Genomic DNA, 22,001 nt, shown 5'->3' on the forward strand with positions numbered 1-22,001 from the left:
AAGACAATGGTCTTTTTCCAATTTAGTTAGTTTTTGTAGAATTCATTTATTCAATTATATTCATCTAACTAAATTTTTAGAAAGCCCTGAAAAAGACTGGGAATTAAATACCAAAAGCGATGGGCAATTGGGTTTGTTTGATGATTATTTAGCAACCGGATAAAATTCGATAGAAGAAACCAAAAATTATATTTTTTAGTACATCGAATTCTCAGGAAAGTAGTCAAAAACAAGCTGAACTAGGTTTAAACCTCGTCAAGCCTTGAAAAACAAAGAAAAAATAACGTTCCGATTATTTTTATCGGACAACAATGTAAAAAAACATCAAAAAAGGATTAATTCTTATGGTTAAGATTCTAGTAACAGGAGGTTCAGGTTTTATAGGCTCAAACCTTGTTGAATATTTGAGCTCTAAAAACCATCAGGTTATCAATTATGATATTAAAAAACCCAGAAATAAATCATTTATAAAAAACTGGGTCAAGGGAGATATTCTAAATCAAAAAGATCTTGCAGCATGTTTTGAGTCCTTTAACCCGGATTATGTGATTCATTTAGCAGCACGAACAGATTTAGATGAAAAACAATCTATTGCGGGATATGCCACAAATATCGAAGGGGTCGAAAATGTAATCGACCTCATAAATAAATATCCAACCATCAAAAGAACGATTTATGCTTCTAGTAGAATGGTATGCAAAATAGATTATGAGCCTGAATCATTTAATGATTTTTGTCCTCCTAATTTATACGGAGAAAGTAAAGTGATTGGAGAAAAAATAGTAAAAGAAAAAGCCAACCATGATTTTGTAATTGTCCGACCTACTTCTATTTGGGGACCATATTTCGAAATTCCATACCGAACTTTTTTTGATGCTGTTCGAAAAAAAATGTTTTTTATTCCCGGAAACTATAACCCTAAAAAATCATTTGGTTTTGTGCACAATACGACTTTTCAAATAGAAAAAATACTGTTTGCGTCAAAAGAAAAGGTTGACCAAAATTACTATTTAGCGGATTATCCAGCTTTAGAATTGAAATTATGGGCTAACATGATTGCTGTAGAATTTAATCAAGAACAGATAAAAACTATACCAATGTTGCCCTTAAAGATAGTTTCCAAAATAGGCGATGCACTTCAAAAAGTAGGTTGGAAAAATCCACCATTAACGACTTTTAGATTAAATAACCTTATCACAAATATGGTATATAATACTACCTCATTAGAAAAACTATGTGGAGAGTTACCTTATAAATTAGAGGAAGGTGTCGCAATAACTACTTCTTGGATGAAAAATAATTTTTAAAATTGATACCAGTCTTTATGATTTTCATTAATTTAGATTGCAGTGAAATTAATAGCCATTTCGTCGTTCCAGATTAAAAGCTAAATTTCACAATGCTGTAAAAATCATAAGGAAGTAAAACAGCAATAATTTTTCTTGTTAATTTAACACCGCCAGAGGTTATGATTCTAAGTCGCCATGGCAGTTTATTAAAAAAGAAGACGTAATATAATTCTATAATTCGCTTTTAAAAACGAGCATTTTTTATATATTGCGAACACAAAAATATTTCATGAAAAGAATACTTATCACCGGAGCTGCAGGATTTTTAGGCTCACACCTTTGTGACCGTTTTATCAAGGAAGGTTATTTTGTTATCGGAATGGACAATCTCATCACGGGAGATTTAAAAAATATCGAACATTTATTCAAATTGGAACATTTCGAATTTTATCACCATGATATTACAAAGTTTGTTCATGTTCCAGGTAATTTAGACTACATACTTCATTTTGCATCACCAGCAAGTCCAATAGATTATTTAAAAATTCCAATTCAAACCTTGAAAGTCGGTTCACTAGGAACGCACAATCTTTTAGGGTTGGCTAGAGTAAAAAAAGCCCGAATTCTTATCGCATCCACTTCTGAAGTTTATGGGGATCCATTGGTTCATCCACAAACCGAGGAATACTACGGCAATGTAAACACGATCGGTCCAAGAGGTGTATACGATGAGGCCAAACGTTTCCAGGAATCAATCACCATGGCCTATCATACCTTTCACGGAGTAGAAACCAGAATTGTGCGCATTTTCAATACCTACGGTCCAAGAATGCGACTCAATGATGGTCGTGTAATTCCAGCTTTTATTGGTCAGGCGATTCGTGGCGAAGATTTAACGATTTTTGGTGACGGCATGCAAACGCGCTCTTTTTGTTATGTCGATGATCAGGTAGAAGGTATTTTCAGATTACTGCATTCAGATTATGTTTTTCCAGTAAATATTGGGAACCCTGACGAAATTACCATCAAAGATTTTGCTGATGAAATTATAAAATTAACGGGAACGAATCAAAAAGTGGTTTATCATCCGTTACCAATAAACGATCCCTTACAGCGTCAGCCTGACATTACTAAAGCTAAAAAGTTATTAGGCTGGGAAGCCAAAGTAGGCAGGGCGGAAGGAATGAAAATCACCTACGATTATTTCAAATCTTTGTCTAAAGAAGAGCTGTCTAAAGAAGAACATAAGGATTTTTCAAAATATATTTTTTAAAGCCGTGATTTAGACACAAGAATTATTTTTAGAGGCCATGTATGGTTTTATTATACAATGTTTAATCTTTTATGGCACTAAAAAAAACCATCTTTACACGCTGGATTACGGAGTATAGGTGAGGAATGAATTATTTTAAAATTTAACTAGCCCACTCCGTTGTTTTTGTTTTATAAAGTATAATTTAGGTATAAAAATAGTGCGTTTAACAGCCGCTTATTTTTGGTTTCGGAGTGTAGTCATAGTAGTAAAAGAAAAGTAGTATCACTTTTCTAATTGTATAAAATAGTGAAAACCAAAACGGGAAGATATTCAGGCTATATTCGCCCTTTTTCATTTGTCATAGACTTGATTGTTATCAATGTACTTTCAGTATACTTGACGGACTTTCCTATAGATAAGATTTTTTACCCTTTATTTATCAGTGTCAGTTGGTTTGTCATTGCTGCAAACCTTGGCTTTTACGAGGTTTACAGATATACTAAAGTGATATCAATACTAAACTGCGCCTTAAAGCAAGGTGTCTTGTTTACTCTTTTTTGTCTCGCCTTAGCTTTTTTTGATTCAGAAAATTCTAGTTTTAAAAAAGTTGTCCTTTTTACTACGCTGTCACTTGCAGTAATTCTAGTCGTTAAATTATGTATTTATTACTTTCTAAAGAAATTCAGAGTTCTTTTCGGCGGGAATTTCAGAACGGTTATTTTATTAGGAACAGCTCAAAGTATTGAACCTTTACAGCATTTCTTTACTGAAAATCCGGATTATGGATACAAATTAGAACGCGTTTTTGATCTCGAAAAAGATAAAGTAAGGAATCTCCGGGAAAGTTTCGCTTATGTTTTAGAAAATAAAATTGACGAGATATATTGCTCTATGAGCGATTTGACACAGAACCAAATTAATGAAATAGTTTATTTTGCGGATAATAACATGAAAACCTTAAAGTTTATTCCTGATGAAAAACAGATTCTTTCCCGGAATTTTACCTTTGAATATTACAATTATATTCCTGTAATTTCTTTGAGGAATATCTTGTTGGACGATACTTTGAACAAAGTTGTCAAACGGGTTTTTGATCTTTTATTTTCGATAGTGGTGATTCTTGGTATACTTTCATGGTTAAGTTTAATTCTCGCAATTATTATTAAATGGGAATCAAAAGGGCCTTTGTTTTTTATCCAAAAAAGAAATGGATTAAATTATAAAGAATTCAGTTGCTACAAATTCAGGTCTATGGAGTTGAACGATGAGGCGCATTTGAATCAGGTTTGCAAAAATGATATTCGGGTTACTAAAATAGGTCGGTATATAAGGAAAACAAGCATTGATGAACTTCCACAATTTTTTAATGTATTATTTGGTGACATGTCCGTGGTAGGTCCAAGGCCGCACATGGTCAGTCACACCCAAATGTACGCCCTTAAAATTGATAAGTTTATGGTACGTCATTTTGTAAAACCAGGAATCACCGGACTTGCCCAAACTAAAGGTTTCCGTGGCGAAGTTGAAACGGATGAGGATATTATCAATCGCGTAAAATTTGATATATTTTACATGGAAAACTGGTCTATTTTATTAGACATCAAGATTATTTTCATCACAATATACAACACGTTAAAAGGGGATAAAAAAGCCTATTAGACATGGAAAAACCACTTGTATCCATAATTACGCCTTCTTTTAATATGGCTAAATTCATTGCCGAAACCATTCAGTCGGTACAAAATCAAACCTATCAACACTGGGAACTTATTATTGTGGATGATTGTTCGTCCGATGAAACGGTTTGCATAATTGAAGAAAGAGCAAATAATGACAGCAGAATTCAGCTTTTTCAACTCCAGAAAAATTCAGGAACGGGAATTGCCAGAAGTACCGCTTTGGCGAAAGCAACCGGAAAATTTATTGCTTTTTTAGACGCTGATGATTTATGGAAACCTGAAAAATTAGAGAAACAGCTTGATTTTATGAAAGCGAACAGCCTTCCTTTCACGTTTTCATTTTATGATTGCATCAACGAAGTAGGAGAACCTTTAAACAAAAGAATTGAAGCGCCATTGCATCTTTCTTACCAACAATTATTTTTTTGTAATTATATAGGGAATCTAACGGGAATCTATGATGCCAATTACTTTGGAAAAATCGCTGTTCCCTCGATTCGGAAACGTCAAGATTGGATGATGTGGTTGACTATTCTTAAAAAAATACAATTCGCGCAACCTGTTCCTGAAAGTTTAGCTTATTATCGCATTCGAGAAAATTCGATTTCGGCCTCTAAATTGGATTTAGTAAAACATAATTTTTCGGTTTACAGCACACATCACCGCTTGAATTTAATTGGCGCAACACTTTGCATGATTGGGTTTTTGTTCACGCAATTAATCCTTAAACCACGTTATTCCAAAACTATTAAAGCATCGATTTAAATTGCTTTAATTTTCCTCGATTGCCTCTTTCTAAACTATCTTTTCGAATAAATATAAAATTCAAATCCGGTTCGAGATACAATTCAATTGCCTTTTTAATCTTTTTTATTTGTTCCAAATTCAATTCGACTTCGCTCACATATTCAATTTCAAAGGAATCTATTTTGGTTTGTTTGATAACAAATTCTTTTACCTTTCCGTCGTCCTCAATGATGCTTTTTGTCACGTAATAAAACGTTAAACCAGGCGATTTTTTTCCACTTGGCAAAACTGCAACATCATTCGTTCTTCCTATTAATTTCTTAAGAATGGGTTTTTGTAACGTGCTTTTTTCATCCAAAATTCCAATATCGCCAATGTCATATCGTATAAAAGGATGGGCTTTATTGAACAAGGAAGTAATCACGATTCGACCCGAATTACCATTTGGAACCACTTTGTTATTTTCGTCCAAAATTTCTATAAACAACGTTTCTGAATTCACTTGCCATTGTCCTTCCTTATTCTGAAAAGCAATCAAATCGAGTTCCGAAGCTCCGTATTCATTGATAATAGGAACGCCAAATTGCTTTTCTAAAAGGATTTTGTCGTCTTCAAAAAGCATTTCAGAAGTCACCATACATACTTTCAAACTTGGACAAATTGTAGTTAATACAATGTTTTTCTTCTGTAAATATTTAGCAAACAAAACAATGGAACTCGTATATCCATTGATGTAATCGAATTTTTTATTTTTAAATTTTTTCAGGATCTTTTCTAACACAGCATCCGACAAATCGAAAATAGAGAACCGAAACCGATGGCTCAAAAAATCTTTGAAACGTTCTTTTTTGTTTCCAATAAAATCCATCGGAATTCCATAAAATCGCGCTTGGCAGGAAGTATTAAAATCAATTCCATACCAACCAAAACGGTATATATTTGAAGCCCAAGTCAACGCATGACAGTATTTGTCCTTGGCAAAAATAAACGGAGTTCCGCTGGAACCGGATGTTTTGTTTATGTAACTGTTTTTTGTTGAATACCCTTTTGAAAGTCTTTCCTGTAACGGTTTTTGTAAATTTTGTTTGTTTAAAACAGGTAAATTTTCCCAGTTTTTATACTCTTTTGAATCGACTAATTCTTGATAAAAAGGATTATTTTGCAAATGAAAATTGACAATTTCTTGTTTTTTATTTTCAATAAAAACTTCATATTCTTTCTCAGAAAAGGCTACAATTTTTCGCAATTCAGATTTAGCCTCCTTCATTGGAAAATTATTTAGCTGCAGCGATAAGTCGAAAAGTGGGAACATTTTAAAGTGATAAGTCATCAAAAATAATATTTACCAACAACTAATGACAGACAACGAACAACTTTTTAAAAATTAATTATTTTTTACGTACAAAAGCAATTATTTTTGCAGAACAACTAAACACAACTACACATGACAATTTTACTATTGGGTTCGGGCGGAAGAGAACATGCTTTTGCATGGAAAATGATTCAAAGTCCGCTTTGTGACGCACTTTTTGTAGCGCCAGGAAATGCTGGAACGGCTTCAATAGCTACTAATGTTGCGATGAGTCCAACTGATTTTGAAGCAATAAAAGCATTTGTAATTCAGGAAGAAGTAACAATGGTAGTCGTAGGGCCAGAAGATCCTTTGGTAAAAGGGATTTATGATTACTTTTTAAATGACGCCGACTTAAAACACATTCCTGTTATCGGTCCTTCAAAAATGGGTGCACAATTGGAAGGTAGTAAAGAATTTGCCAAAGAATTTCTAATCAAACATAACATTCCAACTGCCGCTTACGATAGTTTCACTGCTGAAACGGTCGAAAACGGATGTAAATTTTTGGAAACACTGCAACCTCCTTATGTTTTGAAAGCAGATGGATTAGCTGCAGGAAAAGGAGTTTTGATCATTCAGGATTTGGCGGAAGCCAAAGAAGAATTAAGAAACATGCTCGTACATCAAAAATTTGGTGATGCCAGTTCTAAAGTGGTAATCGAAGAATTTCTTGACGGAATAGAATTAAGCTGTTTCGTTCTTACGGATGGAAAAAATTATAAAATATTGCCAACTGCCAAAGATTACAAACGCATTGGTGAAGGTGATACCGGATTAAATACAGGCGGAATGGGAGCAGTTTCTCCGGTTCCTTATGTTGATGCTGTTTTGATGGAAAAAATCGAAACACGCATCGTAAAACCTACGATTGAAGGTTTCCAGAAAGATGGAATCCCGTACAAAGGATTTGTTTTCATTGGGTTAATTAATGTTAATAATGAGCCAATCGTAATTGAATATAATGTACGAATGGGCGATCCGGAAACCGAAGTGGTTATCCCAAGATTGAAAACGGATTTAGTGGAATTGTTTTTGGCTGTAGCCAATGAAAAACTGGATGAAATTACATTAGAAATTGACGAAAGAAGCGCAACGACAATTATGGTTGTTTCTGGCGGATACCCTGAAGATTTCGAAAAAGGAAAAGTAATTTCTGGATTAGAGAACATTCAAGATTCAATTGTGTTTCACGCTGGAACTAAGCTGGATAACGGCAATGTTGTTTCAAATGGAGGAAGAGTTTTAACCGTAACTTCGTATGGAAATGATTTCGAAGAAGCCATAAAAAAATCTTACCAAAACATAGATAAACTAAATTTTGATAAGATGTATTTTAGAAAAGATATTGGAAACGACTTAAAATAGTTTCCAATTATCGTTCACTTTTTTTAAATTTTATTTCAAGAAAGAGTGAGCGGTAGTATCTTGCTTCTCTGTTCCAGCGTCTTCAAAAATTTTCAATTGTTTGATCCAATACACCATGGCAGAGGCACAAATAATCATGAAAATCCAGTTGATTGTATTAGCAACAAACCAAGAAGATAGCTCTAATGAGCGTAAAAAGTCTAGAGGAGCAAATAAAATATTTACAAATAAGTACTGTATTCCTTCGAAAAATGATTTCATAATGTATAAAATTAATTTTATTAATTGTTTTTGAGGAACTCTGGAAAGTAAAAAGTCTTATTTAGAAGAATCTTTTTGAACTTGCAGGGTTTACTTTTTAAACAAGTATTATATTTACGAACACAAAAGTATAAAATATCCTTATGATAACAAGTGTTTTTAGAAAATCTACACCATTAAATTTTTCATTGGTCTTAATTTTAATGCTGATTTTCTTTTTACTGTTTCAAATTCAAGATTTATCTTGGACCAATTCCTTTTTATTAATGCTAAGAAAGGGTGGATTACTGTGTCTTTTATTGGCTTCTATGTTCATTACAGATTTTGTAGCTAAGAAGAACGGATTGAGCAAAGACAGTACCTACACGATCTTTTTTTATTTTTTATTGCTTCTTTTTTTTCCAACCGTACTGGATAATTTAAGTCTGATTTTGTCTAATTTTTTTATTCTATTAGCCCTACGCCGGTTGATTTCGTTACAATCTTTGAAAGCGTCCAAAGAAAAAATATTTGATGCTTCTTTATGGATTTTTCTGGCAACATTATTTCATTTCTGGAGTATAATTTTTATTGTATTGGTTTTTATATCTATAATTTTCCATGTTTCTAGAGATTATAGAAACTGGATACTGCCCTTTATTGCTTTTTTTATTACCTCAATTATTTTCTTAGTATATGCGACAGTGTTCAATGTAAATATGCTGGAATACATAACTAATAGTGTAACGACGAACTTTAGCATTGATTATTTTACTAATAATTATCAAAATGCGGCTTTGTCAATCTATGCCACAATCGCTTTATTTTTTCTAGTCTCTATGTTTGCCACATTATCAGGCAGACCACAACTATTGCATACTTCTTTCAAAAAAATCATTGCTTCTTTTTTTATTGGAGTACTTATTTTCTTGATTTCATCTAATAAAAGCAATGACCTATTAATTTTTACGGTTGCGCCTTTAGCAATAATGGCAACTAGTTATATAGAAATACCACAGCTTAAATTAAAGCAAGAGATGGTACTTTCAGTACTAATTATCTGCAGTTTATTTGCTTTTTTTAGCCAGCTATAACTTATTTCCATAGGCAAGATCACCTGCATCACCTAATCCTGGGACGATGTAGCGGTGTTCATTTAATTTTTCATCTAAGGAAGCCACCCAAAGATGACAATGTTCTGGCAAGTGTTCTTCAAGATAGGCAATTCCCTCAGGCGCAGCAATCACAACTGCAATGTGAATTTCTTTTGGTGTCCCATTTTCCATTAATTTATTGTACACCGCAACTATGGATTGACCTGTGGCAAGCATGGGATCTACTAGTAATAAATTTTTCCCATTGATATCAGTTATTGCTTGGTATTGGACTAAAATATCAAAGTAATCATCATTATTGGGATGATGTCTAAAAGCAGATACGAAACCATTCTCGGCATTATCGAAATAGTTCAGAAAACCCAGATGCAAAGGTAAGCCAGCCCGTAAAATGGAGCATAAAACCAACTGATCTTTGATCTCAGTCGTATTTTTTATGCCTAACGGCGTTTGGATTTCAATGGGTGCGTAATGCAGTTCTTTACTTAATTCATACGCCATTATTTCGCCAATACGTTCAATATTTCTTCGGAAACGCATGCTGTCATTGTGAACAGTTACATTTCGTATTTGCCCCAAAAAATGATTTAGGACACTGTTTCCTTCTGATAAATAATGAATTTGCATGGTTGTATATTTGTAATTAAACTTCTAGTTATTTTTTTATGGTATAAAAGTATAAAAAGTATCTTTGTCTTTTAATATATAAAGATATGTTTTCAAAACTAGCGTACTCCGTATTCGAACAAAGTATCAAGGATTATCATCAATTTGATAATGTTGATCAGCCTATAAACAATCCTTTTCCGAAGGATAAATTCGAACATTTGTTATACCACAAAAACTGGATTGACACCGTTCAATGGCATTTTGAGGATATTATCCGTGATCCAAATATTGATCCAGTTGCAGCGTTGACTTTGAAAAGAAGAATCGATGCTTCTAATCAAGAACGTACCGACATGGTGGAATATATTGACAGTTATTTTCTTCAAAAATACAGTCATGTTGTAGTAAAAGAGGAAGCAAAAATTAACTCAGAAAGTCCAGCTTGGGCCTTTGACCGATTGTCAATTTTAGCTTTAAAAATTTATCACATGAATGAAGAAGCGGCTCGTGCTGAAGCTTCCCAAGACCACAGAGATAAATGTCAGGCCAAATTGAATATCTTATTGGAACAAAGATCCGATTTGTCAACCGCTATAGATGATTTGTTAACAGACATCGAAAACGGTGATAAATTCATGAAAGTGTACAAACAAATGAAAATGTACAATGATGATGATTTGAATCCTGTTTTGTATCAAAATAAGAAGTAAAAAAGATATTTTGGACCATTAAGGTATTAAGAAAATTAAGGAAACTTAACGAATCTTAATACCTTAATGGTTTTTAAACAATAATTAATTGTCAACTACTATCCAACACATAGCCGTCATGAGACTTTCCGCAATGGGAGATGTCGCCATGACGGTTCCTGTTTTACGCGCTTTTGTAAATCAGTACCCAGAAGTTAAAATCACCGTTATTTCTAGACCTTTTTTTAAACCTTTTTTTGAAGGAATTCCTAATCTTTCTTTTTTTGCTTTCGATGAAAAAGAACGGCACAAAGGATTTCTTGGATTGTTGCGTTTGTTCCAAGATTTGAAAGCTTTAAAAATTGATGCTTTTGCCGATTTACACAACGTTCTTCGGTCTAAAATCGTCCGAAATCTTTTTGCTGTAAGCGGAAAAAAAACAGCTTCAGTTGATAAGGGAAGAGCAGAGAAAACAGCATTGACGCAAGCAGAGAATAAAGTGTTCCAGCAACTTCCTACTATGTTCGAAAGACATATCAAAGTGTTTGAACAACTTGGTTTTACTGTTGATTTATCGCATGCAGTTTTTCCTGAAAAAGCAGTTTTAAGTCCAGATATTTTATCAATAATTGGAACAAATCATCAGAAAAGAATTGGAATCGCACCTTTTGCACAATACGATTCTAAAGTGTATCCGTTGGATTTAATGCAGGAAGTGATTGATCAATTGGCTTTGGATTCAACCCAAAGCATTCTGCTTTTTGGCGGTGGAAAAAAGGAAATAGAACTTTTAAATTCGCTTGCTGCTAATAAAAAAAATGTGATTGTTGTTGCAGGTAAAATTAAGTTTCAGCAGGAATTACAACTCATTAGAAATCTTGATGTCATGCTTTCCATGGATTCTGGGAATGCGCATATTGCGGCCATGCTTGGTGTAAAAGTCATTACGCTTTGGGGCGCGACGCATCCGTATGCGGGATTTTCACCGTTTAATCAGCCGTTGGAAAATGCTTTGGTATCGGATAGAAATCAGTTTCCTAAACTACCAACTTCGGTGTATGGGAACAAAAAAGTGGAAGGCTATGAAGATGCGATGCGAACGATTACCGTTGATGCAATTCTTAAAGCACTTTAACGGTAGGTTATACATTTAGAACTTATTACACATTTTTTATTTTTGAAGTAATTTTCATGTCATGAGAATTTTAACACATTTATAACATAAACACATAATTGTGTAGTGGGAAAAATACTATTTTTGATTTTGATATGTTCAGCGTAAACCGTAAAGTTAAGACTAAATAAAAATGTTTATTTGTTAGTTCAACTTTTTGGAAATACGTTGAAATGTTCCACTAACAAAAATATGAAACTATTTATGTCAAAAATTACGGTAACAATTGCAATTTTGTTGATTTTCTCCTTTTCTGCGTTTTCTCAAAAAAATAAACTTTCAGGTGTTTTGACCGCTGGTAGTGAAAAACTCCCCATTTACAATTCAGTTGTTGCTTTATTAACTCCGGTAGACTCGGTTTTATACCAATTTACACGATCAGACAAAGAAGGGAAATTTATCCTTAATAATATAAAACCTGGTAATTACATTCTAATGACGTCGCACAGTCAATATGCGGATTATTTAGATGAAATTACCGTAACTAGCACTGATAAGGATTTAGGAGCCATTGCTTTGATGAGCAAAATGGAATTGTTGCGAGAGGTGATTATAAAAACGGGATCTATCAAGATTAAAGGTGATACAACTAGTTACAGGGCTAGTGATTTTAAAGTTGATGCCAATGCCAATGTTGAAGAATTGCTAAAAAAACTGCCGGGATTACAAGTTGATAAAAATGGAACAATCAAAGCTATGGGCGAAACAGTAGAAAGAGTTCTAGTTGATGGCGAAGAATTTTTTGGTGACGATCCAGGCATGGCTGTAAAAAACCTACGTGCCGATGCTATAAAAGAAGTACAAGTTTTTGATAAGAAAAGCGATCAAGCAGAGTTTACAGGAATAGATGATGGTGAAAGTAAAAAAACAATAAATCTGAGATTAAAGGAAGATAAAAAGAAAGGCTATTTTGGTAAAATAGATGGAGCAAACCAACCCTTTACAGGTTCGGATTCTAGATACAATAGTAATATCATGGTGAGTAGTTTCAAAGGAAAAAGAAAGCTTTCGGCATTTTTGTTAAACGGAAACACGGGTCAAGATGGATTAAGCTGGCAGGACAGTGAAAAATTTGGAGGAGGAGACGGAAATGTCAGCATGAGTATGGATGATGACGGAAATGTAAATTACGAATGGACCGGCGGCGACAATGATGGCGAGCCTAATGTAGACACTCAAAACGGTTTTATAAAAAACACTAATGCAGGATTGCAATACAACAACAAATGGAATGACAAACATTCCGTAAATTTATCACCAAAATACAACAGGCAAAGTTATCAAAACAATAGCAGCAGAAATACTCAAACGCAGGTTGGCGATACACAATTGAATGAAAATAGAGCAACTGCTAGTCATGTAGATAGAGACAATTTTAAACTCAATGCGGTTTATGATGTAAAAATAGATTCCGTAAACACCCTGAAATTTACGGCTAAAACTAATTTTTATAATACTGAAAGTGATGAATTTACGACGGGAAATACCACTGGAAGCGATGGATTGTTAAGAAACAGACAAGAACGATTATTTACCACAAAATCAGATAAGCAATCCATATCAGCTAGTGCTTTGTTTAAACATAAATTTGTAAAACCACGCAGAACTCTTTCTATCAACAGCAGTTGGAGTACATTGAATACGAATGCTAACAATTTTTTAAAATCGGCCAATGAGAGTTATCAAGGAGGCGATTTTGCCTTTGGTAATGCGGTAGATCAAAATAAAATTGGAGATAAAAGCAATCAAAATCTGGCTCTAAATGTAGCCTATACAGAGCCTATAGGAAAGAAACTTGCTTTGCAATTGTCCTACCAAATTACGCACAATACAGGTAATAGTAACTTTGTGACTTACGATTTTTCAGACCTAACAGGAAAGTATAATGTTGTAGTCGAATCGCTATCAAACCAATTCAAGCAAAGCATTACAACAAATAAACCCGTTCTAAAATTAAGTTATAATGCCAAAAAAATCAATTATAGTTTTGGTAGTGGTTTTGGTTTTACTTCATTTGATTTACGAGATCAAACTTTAAATAAGGAATACAAACGCAGTTTTACTAATTTTTTCCCAAGCGCAAATTTTTCGTACAAGTACAAAAGCAACAGCAATTTGCGTGTAAATTATCAAGGTGCAACAAGACAGCCTACTATTGACCAATTACAGCCTTTACGAAACAATCAAGATTTTTTTAACCAAGTGCTGGGAAACCCGGATTTAAAACAATCTTTTACAAATAGCATCAATGTTTCTAACAATAGTTATAGCATTTTGACCGAAACTAATTTTTATCAAAGCTTCTCTTTTAGAACAATCTCAAATTTGATTTCTTTCAATAGAGATATTGATCCTGAAAGCGCAAAAACAATTAGTACACCTATAAATACAAATGGCAATTTCTCAGCAAATTTGTATATGGGTTACGGGTTTAAAGTCAAAAAAATAAACATGTATGTTAATCTTAGTCCTTCTGTAAATTACAATAAATCGGTCAATAGCATCAATAGACAAATCAATAATTCGAATATATTAAGTTCTAATTTTTCTGTTTATTTGAATAAATCCAAAGAAAAGAAATACGATATCAATCTAAGTAATACTTTCTCAAACAGCCGTAACAGTACTTCACAAAACAATGAAGTAAAATCATTTAACACTAATAACCTTGGTTTAGATCTTGCCGTTTATTTTAGAGAAAAATGGAAATTATCAACGGATTATAATTTGTATTCTCGCCAAAAAACAGTTGATTTTCAAACCAATCTTACCAATCAATTGTGGAATGCCAGGTTCCAACGTACCTTTAAGAACGATGAGTTTACGGCTTATGTAATGGTGCGCGACATTTTGAATCAAAACATAGGTATTAGCAGATTTGTTTATGAAAATACAATTGGAGAAGAGCGAAATGACAGACTCCGACGCTATGCTATGATTGGTTTTACATGGAATTTTAAAAACAAAAACGGTATGGAAAAAAAATAAAGAAGCCCGCATAGGAATTGTAACTCAGCATCAAAAACATCAATATTTTTAAAATAAATCAGCTCACTACTATAAAAGATAACCCAATGAAATCAATATATTTTTACCTCACTTTATGTGTTTTTAGTACAGGATCCTATGCACAGCAGTTTGTAGATAAAGCTGTAATTGAGTATGAAGTCAATACCAATCTCAAAAAAACAATGAGCAATGACAGTTGGGATGAAATGATGAAAGAGAGCTTATCCGACTTAAAAATATCGTATTATACGTATACTTTTGAAGACAACAAAAGTGTATTTAAATTTGACCGATGGAGTCCAAAAACAAGAATACCAAAACATGAGAAAGAAGCTGACGAAGAAAACTCTTGGTATTTTGATTTTACAAACCAAAAAATGAACCTACAAAAACAAATTGTGGGTACTAATTTTGTAATAGCAGATAGTATCCCCAACATTGAATGGAAAATCACCAATGAGCGCAGAGAAATAGCAGGCTATAATTGCCGAAAAGCGGTTGGTAAAATATTTGATGATGTCTATGTGTTTGCTTTTTATACGGATGACATTACAATTTCTGGCGGTCCATGTACTATAAATGGTTTACCTGGAATGATTTTAGGACTTTCGATACCCAGATTATATACGTCATACATAGCAACTAAAATTGATTTAAAAATCAAAGATAGTACCATGATTAAACCTATTATAGCTAAAAAAACCTATGATTTAAAAGAACTCAAAACATTAATAGAAGAAAAAACAAAGGATTGGTATACGTACGGAGAGGACAAGGAAGAGAATAAAAGACAGAAAAATATGTTCTTGTGGAATGCTTTTTTATAAATGAAATGACCAGATTTTATAAATATTAAAAATTCCAAATTCCAACATTTAAGGCTGGGATTTGGAATTTTTAATATTGGATATTTATCTTTTAAACATCGTCATAATCTACATAAATAGTTTCTGATGTTGGATGCGCTTGACAGGTAAGAATCAAACCATCGGCGATTTCTTTATCCGTCAAGATGGAGTTTTTAGACATTTCGGCAGTTCCTGATGTAACACGAGCCAGACAGCTGCTGCAGATTCCGCCTTGGCAAGAATAGGGCGCATCAATGCCTTGTTTCAAGGCTGCATCAAGAACGGTTTGTTTTTGTGACATTTCAAAAGTGGTCTCTTCATCATCTACCAAAATGGTAATTTTAGAATGTCCGCCTAATGATTTTTTGATCTCGTTTACCTGAGTTGAAGTGGCAAACAATTCAAATTTAATGTTTGATTCCTTTACGTTCTTTTCTTTCAAAACTCCAGAAACAATATTGATCATTTCTTCCGGTCCACACAAATAGAACTTATCAAATTCTAATTCTTTATGTTTGTTATTCAGAACAAAATTCACTGTTGATTTTTCGATACGGCCAAATAAAGCCTGATCTACTTTGGCTTGACTGAAAACATAATGTACAAAAAAGCGACCCACATATTGCAATTGCAAGTCGTGTAATTCTTGATGAAATATGGTTTCTTCGGGAGTTTTATTACCGTAGACCAATACAAAAGAGCTATTCGGTTCGTTTTTCAATACGGATTTTAAGATGGACATTACCGGTGTGATTCCGCTTCCAGCAGCAAATGCCGCATAGTTTTTTTGACGTTCAGCCTGAGGTTCAAAAGTAAATTTACCTTCTGGAGTTCCTACTTCTAATGCATCACCTACTTTAAGTTTGGTATTAGCAAACTGAGAAAAAGCACCGCTAGGCACCGCTTTTACTGCGATACGTAATTCTCCGCTATCGGGTGAAGAGCAAATTGAATAAGCACGGCGAATTTCTTGACCGTCAAGGGTTAATCTCAAGTTTAAGTATTGACCCGCAATAAAGGCATAATTCGCTTTTAGTTCTTGAGGGACATTAAAGAGTATTGAAACCGCATCTTTGGTTTCGCGTTTTACTTCTTTTATAATTAATTTTAAAAAGGATGACATCTGATTATTTTTTTTTGCAAATATAGTAAACAGAATAGTTTTTTTGAATCCAAACTATTTGAAATTTAACATACCTAATTAAGTTATGTATAAGAATCTTATGTATATTTATTTTTCAATATGAGATGGCTTCTAGTCTCGCTATGACCAAAAAATGAAAAACTCACAATTATACAAAGGAAGTCTGAATACGATTATCATGAAATTGCTGGAGGAAAACGGCAAGATGTACGGTTATGAAATTACCCAGAAAGTTAAGCTCATTACCCAGGGCGAGCTAAACATTACCGAAGGCGCTTTGTACCCGGCTTTGCACAAGCTGGAAGCCGAAGGTTTGCTGGATGTGGAAATTGAAAAAGTGGATAACCGCATGCGTAAATATTACAAACTCACAGAAAGCGGTCAGAAAGAAACCGTAAACCGACTCTCAGAACTCGAAGATTTCATCCGGAATATGCAGAGTTTAGTGAACCCAAGTCCAAAATTAGAATTTTAATTTTTTGAAGATGAAATTAACCACTGAACAAATCGCTCAAATAGAAGAAACACTAATTTTAAACGGTCTCATTTATGAAGACATAAAACTGGAAGTTACGGATCATATCGCTTCGGAAATAGAAGAAAAAATATATAATGAAACGAGTTCTTTTGAAGTTGCTTTCAAAGACGTTTTTAATGAATGGAAACATGAATTAAAGCCATCCTTTTCTGGGTTAATAGGGTTTACAAACCCAAGAATAATGACTGTCAAATGTCATAAAATAGTAAAAAGACAATTATTTACTGCAATTACAATTTCTTCATTGATTACGCTCGCATTAATGGTGTTTGTTAGGAACTCAAGCTATGGATTAGTTCTAACAAATATTCAAGGAGTTTTGAGGTCATTTGTTCTTGTCGAATTTTGTTTGGTTATTTTGGCTTGGGGTTTAATTTGGCAATCAAAACACCAAACTACCTATAGTTATTTGATGAAGAAAAAAAGTTTTGGTCTAATCATCTTTCTTTTTATGATAGGGATTGGTTTATTTCCAGTAATGTTAAATCATCCAGATGCTAAAATTGCTTTTGTATCAGTTTTGTCTGTAATAACATATGTTTTAATCACGGGGATTTATCTGCAATTAGCATACAAACATTTTCAATTTGAAAAAAAATTATCCTTTACCAAACCATGAAACTAACCACCGAAGAAATAGAATACGTTTCCAATTACATCAAATCATTTGATATTAAATACTATGAATTGCAAGTAGAATTTACAGATCACATGGTCACTAGTATGGAGGAAATTTGGGAGAAAGATCCGGAGTTAACTTTTCATCAAGTGAAACAGTATGCTGAAAATCAATTTGGTCGCAATGGTTTCAAAGCCATTGAAGAGGATCGCACACAAATTTTAAGGAAGGAGTTTAGAAAAGCACAGTGGAAAATGATTACGGAGTATTTGAGGTTTCCTAAAATTATCGGAAGCATTTTTCTCGCCCTTTTTATGTTTAAAGCATCTTTTTATTTTGATGAACCAGATACGTTTGTTAAAAATTCATTCGGTTTATTAGCCATACTTTCTATTCCGGCATTCTATTCTTTTTATGCAAATAGAAAAATAAAGGGAAAACGTTTTTTAGAATTGAATATTAGTCATAGTACTTTCACGGGGATTTTTGGATTTTTATTCTGGATAGTGTTTTTATTAAACACTTTTAAGGAGTCAATTCAAAAAAATCCAATTTTAATGTTACCTTTTTGTTGTGTTTGGGTAATGGGAATATTAGTATTAATTACCGGGATTTATCTTCAAAGGAAGACAATTGTGAATGTCAAAAAACAATACCAATTAAATTAATCCTATGAAACTAACCACCGAACAAACCCAAAATATTTTCAACTATGTTGCTTCATTTGATATCAAATATTATGAGTTGCAAGTAGAATTTACAGATCACATGGTAACTAGTATGGAGGAAATCTGGGAGAAAGATCCGGAACTTACTTTTGACCAAGTGAAACTGAATGCTGCAAATAAGTTTGTAGGCGATTCTAGTTTTAAATCTATTGAAAAAGAAAGAAAGCGCATTTTGCAAAAAGAATACAGGAAAGCACAATGGAAAATGATAACTGAATACTTGAAGTTCCCTAAAATTTTTGGAAGTATCCTTTTAGTATATATTGCATATACTTTTTCAGCTTATTTCGTTAGTCCTCAAAAATATTTAGCGGTATTATTTTGTTCTTTTTTGATTATTGGTTTGCCATTACTATATTATTGGTGGAAAACCAAAGAAATTGATGGTAAACACTTTTTAACTTTAGAAACCTTACAACCTAGTCTTTTGGTATATTCTTTTCCTAATTTGGGAATGGGTATGAGTAATCTACTGGAACAAGAATTACTCCAATACCAATGGTTAGTAGTACTCTTTTGTTGTATTTGGGTATTGGGAATTTTGATTTCAGTTACAGCAATCCACCTTCAAAAGAAAACAATCGAGAATATCAAAAAACAATACCAATTGAATTAATCCTATGAAACTAACCACTCAACAAATTGACCAACTGTTCACTTTCACCCGCCAGCATTATCTAGAGTGGTACGACTTACAATCAGAATTGGTAGATCTCATAGCAAATGCTATCGAAACCCAATGGCAAGAAAACCCAAATCGCTCGTTTGATGAAGCGTTGCAACTTGAATTCAAAAAGTTTGGTGTTTTTGGCTTTATGGATGTAGTAGAAAGTCGGCAAGCTGTTCTAGGGGAAAAATACAATCGTATTGTGTGGAGTCATTTCAAAGGGTTTTTTACCATACCTAAAATTATATTGACAGGTTTCTTGATTTTAGCATTGTTTTATTTTCTTAAAGAATATTATACAAAAGAGATTTTAACCGTAACGATGCTTTTTTTAATTAGTAGTATGCTGCCTTTTTTGTTTTTTGAAAATAGAAAAATGAAAAAACGCAAGCAGGAAACGGGAAAAAGTTGGCTTTTTGAAAAGATAATATCTAATTATGGAACTTTTCCGTGGTTAATGATTTTGCCCTTTCATTTTTTTAATATCATTAGAATTGATAGAACAGCATATCCAAGTGACTTGGCACTATTTTGCATGAGCCTGTTTATAGTCTCAATGTCTTTGGCGATTTTCATTGTACTAAAAATAATCCCTTCCAAAGCTGAAGCTTATTTAAAACAAACCTACCCGGAATATAAATTAGAAAACGTGTAACATTTCCTTACTTTTAGTTACTTACTAGCAAACCAAAAAACCAAACTATGATTCAAAAATTCCTTTATCTCGAATGGAAAGCATTTATTAGATCGGCTTCGTTCGCGACCAATCTAGCTTTAAAAATCCTGATGGGTTTTGTCGCCGTTTATTTTATTCTAATTTTCTTAGCCTTGGGAATTGGTGTTTTTTACATCCTCAAGAAAGAGAACATGGATCCAGTTGCAACGGTAAATAAGTTTATGATTTATTATGTGTTGATGGATTTGATTATCCGATTGCTATTGCAAAAAATCCCAGTTTTAAACATTCGCCCGATGCTGGTTTTCCCAATCAAAAAATCGACAATTGTACATTTCTCATTAGGAAAAACGGTTTTGTCCTTCTTCAATTTGGTGCACGCTTTTTTCCTGATTCCGTTTAGCGTGGTACTAATCATCGAAGGCTATGATGTGCTTTCCGTAGTGCTTTGGTACACTGCCATCTTTTCATTGCTGTACATCAACAATTTTCTGAATATTCTACTGAGTAATAAGGATAATTTATTCGCCATTTTCTTAGTAATAGCAGCTGTTTTAGGAGGATTACACTATTACGGACTTTTCAATATCACGGAAATTACAGCGCCATTTTTCAATGCTATTTTCAATACGTATTGGGCTTTTTCCATTCCAGTATTAGCTTTAATCGCGTTGTATTATATTACTTTTCAGTATTTCAAAAAGAATTTATACCTCGATGCGGGATTGTCAAACAAACATGATGAAGCCAAAACAGAGGAGCTGACTTGGTTAAACCAATTTGGAACCATAGGAACCTTCCTGAAAAACGACATAAAATTAATCAAAAGAAACAAACGTTCTAAAACCACTGTGGGATTGAGCGTCATGTTTCTATTTTATGGCTTTTTGTTCTTTACTAATGCAATTGCAGTTTACAATAACCCTGTAATGCACATTTTTGCCGGGATTTTCGTTTCCGGAGGATTCCTTATCACTTTCGGACAATTTGTACCCAGTTGGGACAGCGCGTATTACCAGTTAATGATGACGCAAAACATTCCGTACAAAGGCTATTTGAGTTCGAAGTGGTGGCTTATGGTAATTGCTACAATTGTAACCACAACCATAGCGTCATTCTATCTCTATTTTGGGGTTCATGTTTATTTAACCATTGTTGTGGGTGCGATTTATAATATCGGAGTCAATTCTCATTTGGTTTTACTAGGTGGTGCGTACACTAAAACACCTATTGATTTGAGTTCCGGAAAAGGTGCTTTTGGAGATAAAAAAGCATTCAATGTAAAAACCATGCTTATCTCAATCCCGCAATTAGGATTACCGGTTTTGCTGTATTGGCTAGGTTCTAAATATGGAAACCCAAATATAGGCTTAGCGCTGGTAGCAGGGACAGGAATAATTGGTTTTGCTTTCAAAGACAAAGCGTTCTCCTTGATCGAAAAAATCTACAAAGCAGAGAAATACGCTACCATTGCCGCATACAAACAAAAAGGATAATCTAGCGATTAACGAAATCAATAAATAACCGAACAAACTTTTTCAAAAATGATACAAGTAAACAACCTTTCCAAAACATACAACGGAACAACAGTGTTAAAAATAGATACTTTAGAGATAAAAAAAGGCGAAAGCTTTGGTTTAGTTGGCAATAACGGCGCCGGAAAAACTACTTTTTTCAGTCTTTTATTGGATTTAATCCAGCCTTCAACAGGAAACATTGTCAACCATGGCGTACAAGTAAACACCAGCGAATCTTGGAAACCCTTCACCGCCTCTTTCCTAGATGAAAGTTTCTTAATTGGCTATTTGACTCCCGAAGAATATTTTTACTTCATAGGTGATTTACGCGGACAAAACAAAGCCGATGTCGATGCATTATTAGCCAAACACGAAGAATTTTTTAACGGAGAAATCCTGAAAAACAAGAAATATTTACGCGATTTATCCAAAGGGAATCAGAAAAAAGTAGGCATCATCGCTACCTTAATTGGGAATCCGGAAGTGATTATTCTGGACGAACCTTTTGCTAATTTAGACCCAACCACTCAATTCCGTTTAAAAAAAATCATTAAAGACCTAGCCGATAATCCAGAGATTACTGTTTTGGTTTCTAGCCACGATTTACAGCATACCGTTGAGGTAAGCGACAGGATTGTTGCTATGCACAAAGGCGAAGTGGTCAAGGATATTCAAACTTCACCAGAAACCTTAAGGGAATTGGAACTGTTTTTTGCAGTTTAAATTCAACCTAACAATC

General features: G+C 33.6%; 21 protein-coding genes. 17 read left to right on the forward strand and 4 right to left on the reverse strand.

Going from position 1 to position 22,001, the window contains the following annotated elements; translation table 11 throughout:
- The first annotated feature begins 344 nt into the window (after positions 1-344).
- From BLS90_RS15190 to BLS90_RS15205, 4 genes are all read left to right on the forward strand, one after another.
- Positions 345-1,307 carry an NAD-dependent epimerase/dehydratase family protein gene (locus BLS90_RS15190; protein ID WP_091259124.1) on the forward strand — a complete coding sequence of 321 codons (963 nt, stop codon included), beginning with the start codon at positions 345-347 and terminating at the stop codon, positions 1,305-1,307.
- A 271-nt stretch (positions 1,308-1,578) separates the two neighbouring features.
- Positions 1,579-2,562: a UDP-glucuronic acid decarboxylase family protein gene (locus tag BLS90_RS15195; protein ID WP_091259126.1), complete on the forward strand. Its 984-nt coding sequence runs from the start codon at positions 1,579-1,581 to the stop codon at positions 2,560-2,562.
- Between the two features lie 288 nt (positions 2,563-2,850).
- Complete coding sequence (locus BLS90_RS15200; RefSeq protein WP_091259128.1) at positions 2,851-4,203, forward strand: exopolysaccharide biosynthesis polyprenyl glycosylphosphotransferase; 1,353 nt, start codon at positions 2,851-2,853, stop codon at positions 4,201-4,203.
- A gap of 2 nt (positions 4,204-4,205) precedes the next feature.
- On the forward strand, positions 4,206-4,988 hold the full coding sequence (locus tag BLS90_RS15205) for a glycosyltransferase family 2 protein (RefSeq protein ID WP_091259130.1): 783 nt from the start codon (positions 4,206-4,208) through the stop codon (positions 4,986-4,988).
- On the opposite strand, the gene BLS90_RS15210 is transcribed toward BLS90_RS15205, so the two are convergent.
- Positions 4,972-6,282 (reverse strand): phenylacetate--CoA ligase family protein, encoded by a 1,311-nt coding sequence (locus BLS90_RS15210; RefSeq protein ID WP_091259132.1) that lies wholly within the window; start codon positions 6,280-6,282, stop codon positions 4,972-4,974. The two genes, BLS90_RS15205 and BLS90_RS15210, sit on opposite strands and share 17 nt — an antisense overlap.
- A 132-nt stretch (positions 6,283-6,414) precedes the next feature.
- Between BLS90_RS15210 and purD the strand changes: the two genes are divergently transcribed.
- Positions 6,415-7,689 (forward strand): phosphoribosylamine--glycine ligase, encoded by a 1,275-nt coding sequence (gene purD, locus BLS90_RS15215; protein ID WP_091259134.1) that lies wholly within the window; start codon positions 6,415-6,417, stop codon positions 7,687-7,689.
- Positions 7,690-7,719: 30 nt separating this feature from the next.
- Here purD and BLS90_RS15220 read toward each other — a convergent pair whose 3' ends face one another.
- Positions 7,720-7,950: a DUF6341 family protein gene (locus tag BLS90_RS15220; protein ID WP_073353823.1), complete on the reverse strand. Its 231-nt coding sequence runs from the start codon at positions 7,948-7,950 to the stop codon at positions 7,720-7,722.
- A gap of 143 nt (positions 7,951-8,093) precedes the next feature.
- On the opposite strand from BLS90_RS15220, the gene BLS90_RS15225 reads away from it, so the two are divergent.
- Positions 8,094-9,023: a DUF6427 family protein gene (locus BLS90_RS15225; protein WP_091259135.1), complete on the forward strand. Its 930-nt coding sequence runs from the start codon at positions 8,094-8,096 to the stop codon at positions 9,021-9,023.
- Here the strand turns inward: BLS90_RS15225 and upp are convergent.
- A complete protein-coding gene (gene upp / locus BLS90_RS15230; protein ID WP_091259137.1) occupies positions 9,018-9,671 on the reverse strand; it encodes a uracil phosphoribosyltransferase in 654 nt (217 codons plus the stop codon). The two genes, BLS90_RS15225 and upp, sit on opposite strands and share 6 nt — an antisense overlap.
- Before the next feature lie 86 nt (positions 9,672-9,757).
- Here upp and BLS90_RS15235 point away from each other — a divergent pair, with 86 nt between their 5' ends.
- The 4 genes from BLS90_RS15235 to BLS90_RS15250 all read left to right on the forward strand — a co-directional run bounded on the left by BLS90_RS15235 (position 9,758) and on the right by BLS90_RS15250 (position 15,352).
- Positions 9,758-10,363: a DUF4254 domain-containing protein gene (locus BLS90_RS15235; RefSeq protein WP_091259139.1), complete on the forward strand. Its 606-nt coding sequence runs from the start codon at positions 9,758-9,760 to the stop codon at positions 10,361-10,363.
- A 118-nt stretch (positions 10,364-10,481) separates the two neighbouring features.
- Entirely contained in the window at positions 10,482-11,477 is a 996-nt protein-coding gene (locus BLS90_RS15240) for a glycosyltransferase family 9 protein (protein WP_091259141.1), read from the forward strand.
- Positions 11,478-11,720: 243 nt separating this feature from the next.
- Positions 11,721-14,504 carry an outer membrane beta-barrel protein gene (locus BLS90_RS15245; protein WP_175455502.1) on the forward strand — a complete coding sequence of 928 codons (2,784 nt, stop codon included), beginning with the start codon at positions 11,721-11,723 and terminating at the stop codon, positions 14,502-14,504.
- A gap of 86 nt (positions 14,505-14,590) precedes the next feature.
- On the forward strand, positions 14,591-15,352 hold the full coding sequence (locus tag BLS90_RS15250) for a GLPGLI family protein (protein WP_091259146.1): 762 nt from the start codon (positions 14,591-14,593) through the stop codon (positions 15,350-15,352).
- Positions 15,353-15,443: 91 nt separating this feature from the next.
- On the opposite strand, the gene BLS90_RS15255 is transcribed toward BLS90_RS15250, so the two are convergent.
- Positions 15,444-16,496 carry a ferredoxin--NADP reductase gene (locus BLS90_RS15255; RefSeq protein ID WP_091259147.1) on the reverse strand — a complete coding sequence of 351 codons (1,053 nt, stop codon included), beginning with the start codon at positions 16,494-16,496 and terminating at the stop codon, positions 15,444-15,446.
- A 154-nt stretch (positions 16,497-16,650) separates the two neighbouring features.
- Between BLS90_RS15255 and BLS90_RS15260 the strand changes: the two genes are divergently transcribed.
- Genes BLS90_RS15260 through BLS90_RS15290 form a run of 7 tightly spaced genes read left to right on the forward strand, consistent with a single transcriptional unit; the run spans position 16,651 to position 21,985 of the window.
- Positions 16,651-16,992, forward strand: coding sequence for a PadR family transcriptional regulator (locus BLS90_RS15260; RefSeq protein ID WP_091259149.1), 342 nt, complete (start codon positions 16,651-16,653; stop codon positions 16,990-16,992).
- Positions 16,993-17,002: 10 nt separating this feature from the next.
- A complete protein-coding gene (locus BLS90_RS15265) occupies positions 17,003-17,674 on the forward strand; it encodes a hypothetical protein (RefSeq protein WP_091259151.1) in 672 nt (223 codons plus the stop codon).
- Positions 17,671-18,342 carry a hypothetical protein gene (locus BLS90_RS15270; protein ID WP_091259153.1) on the forward strand — a complete coding sequence of 224 codons (672 nt, stop codon included), beginning with the start codon at positions 17,671-17,673 and terminating at the stop codon, positions 18,340-18,342. Before BLS90_RS15265 ends, BLS90_RS15270 begins: the two co-directional genes overlap by 4 nt.
- A 4-nt stretch (positions 18,343-18,346) precedes the next feature.
- Positions 18,347-19,018, forward strand: coding sequence for a hypothetical protein (locus BLS90_RS15275; RefSeq protein WP_091259154.1), 672 nt, complete (start codon positions 18,347-18,349; stop codon positions 19,016-19,018).
- 4 nt (positions 19,019-19,022) lie between these two features.
- Entirely contained in the window at positions 19,023-19,724 is a 702-nt protein-coding gene (locus BLS90_RS15280) for a hypothetical protein (protein WP_091259156.1), read from the forward strand.
- A 47-nt stretch (positions 19,725-19,771) separates the two neighbouring features.
- Positions 19,772-21,241: a DUF5687 family protein gene (locus BLS90_RS15285; protein ID WP_091259159.1), complete on the forward strand. Its 1,470-nt coding sequence runs from the start codon at positions 19,772-19,774 to the stop codon at positions 21,239-21,241.
- 48 nt (positions 21,242-21,289) lie between these two features.
- Entirely contained in the window at positions 21,290-21,985 is a 696-nt protein-coding gene (locus BLS90_RS15290) for an ABC transporter ATP-binding protein (protein ID WP_091259161.1), read from the forward strand.
- Positions 21,986-22,001: the final 16 nt, after the last annotated feature.

The sequence above is a fragment of the Flavobacterium omnivorum genome (genome assembly GCF_900099915.1).
Lineage (GTDB): Bacteria > Bacteroidota > Bacteroidia > Flavobacteriales > Flavobacteriaceae > Flavobacterium > Flavobacterium omnivorum.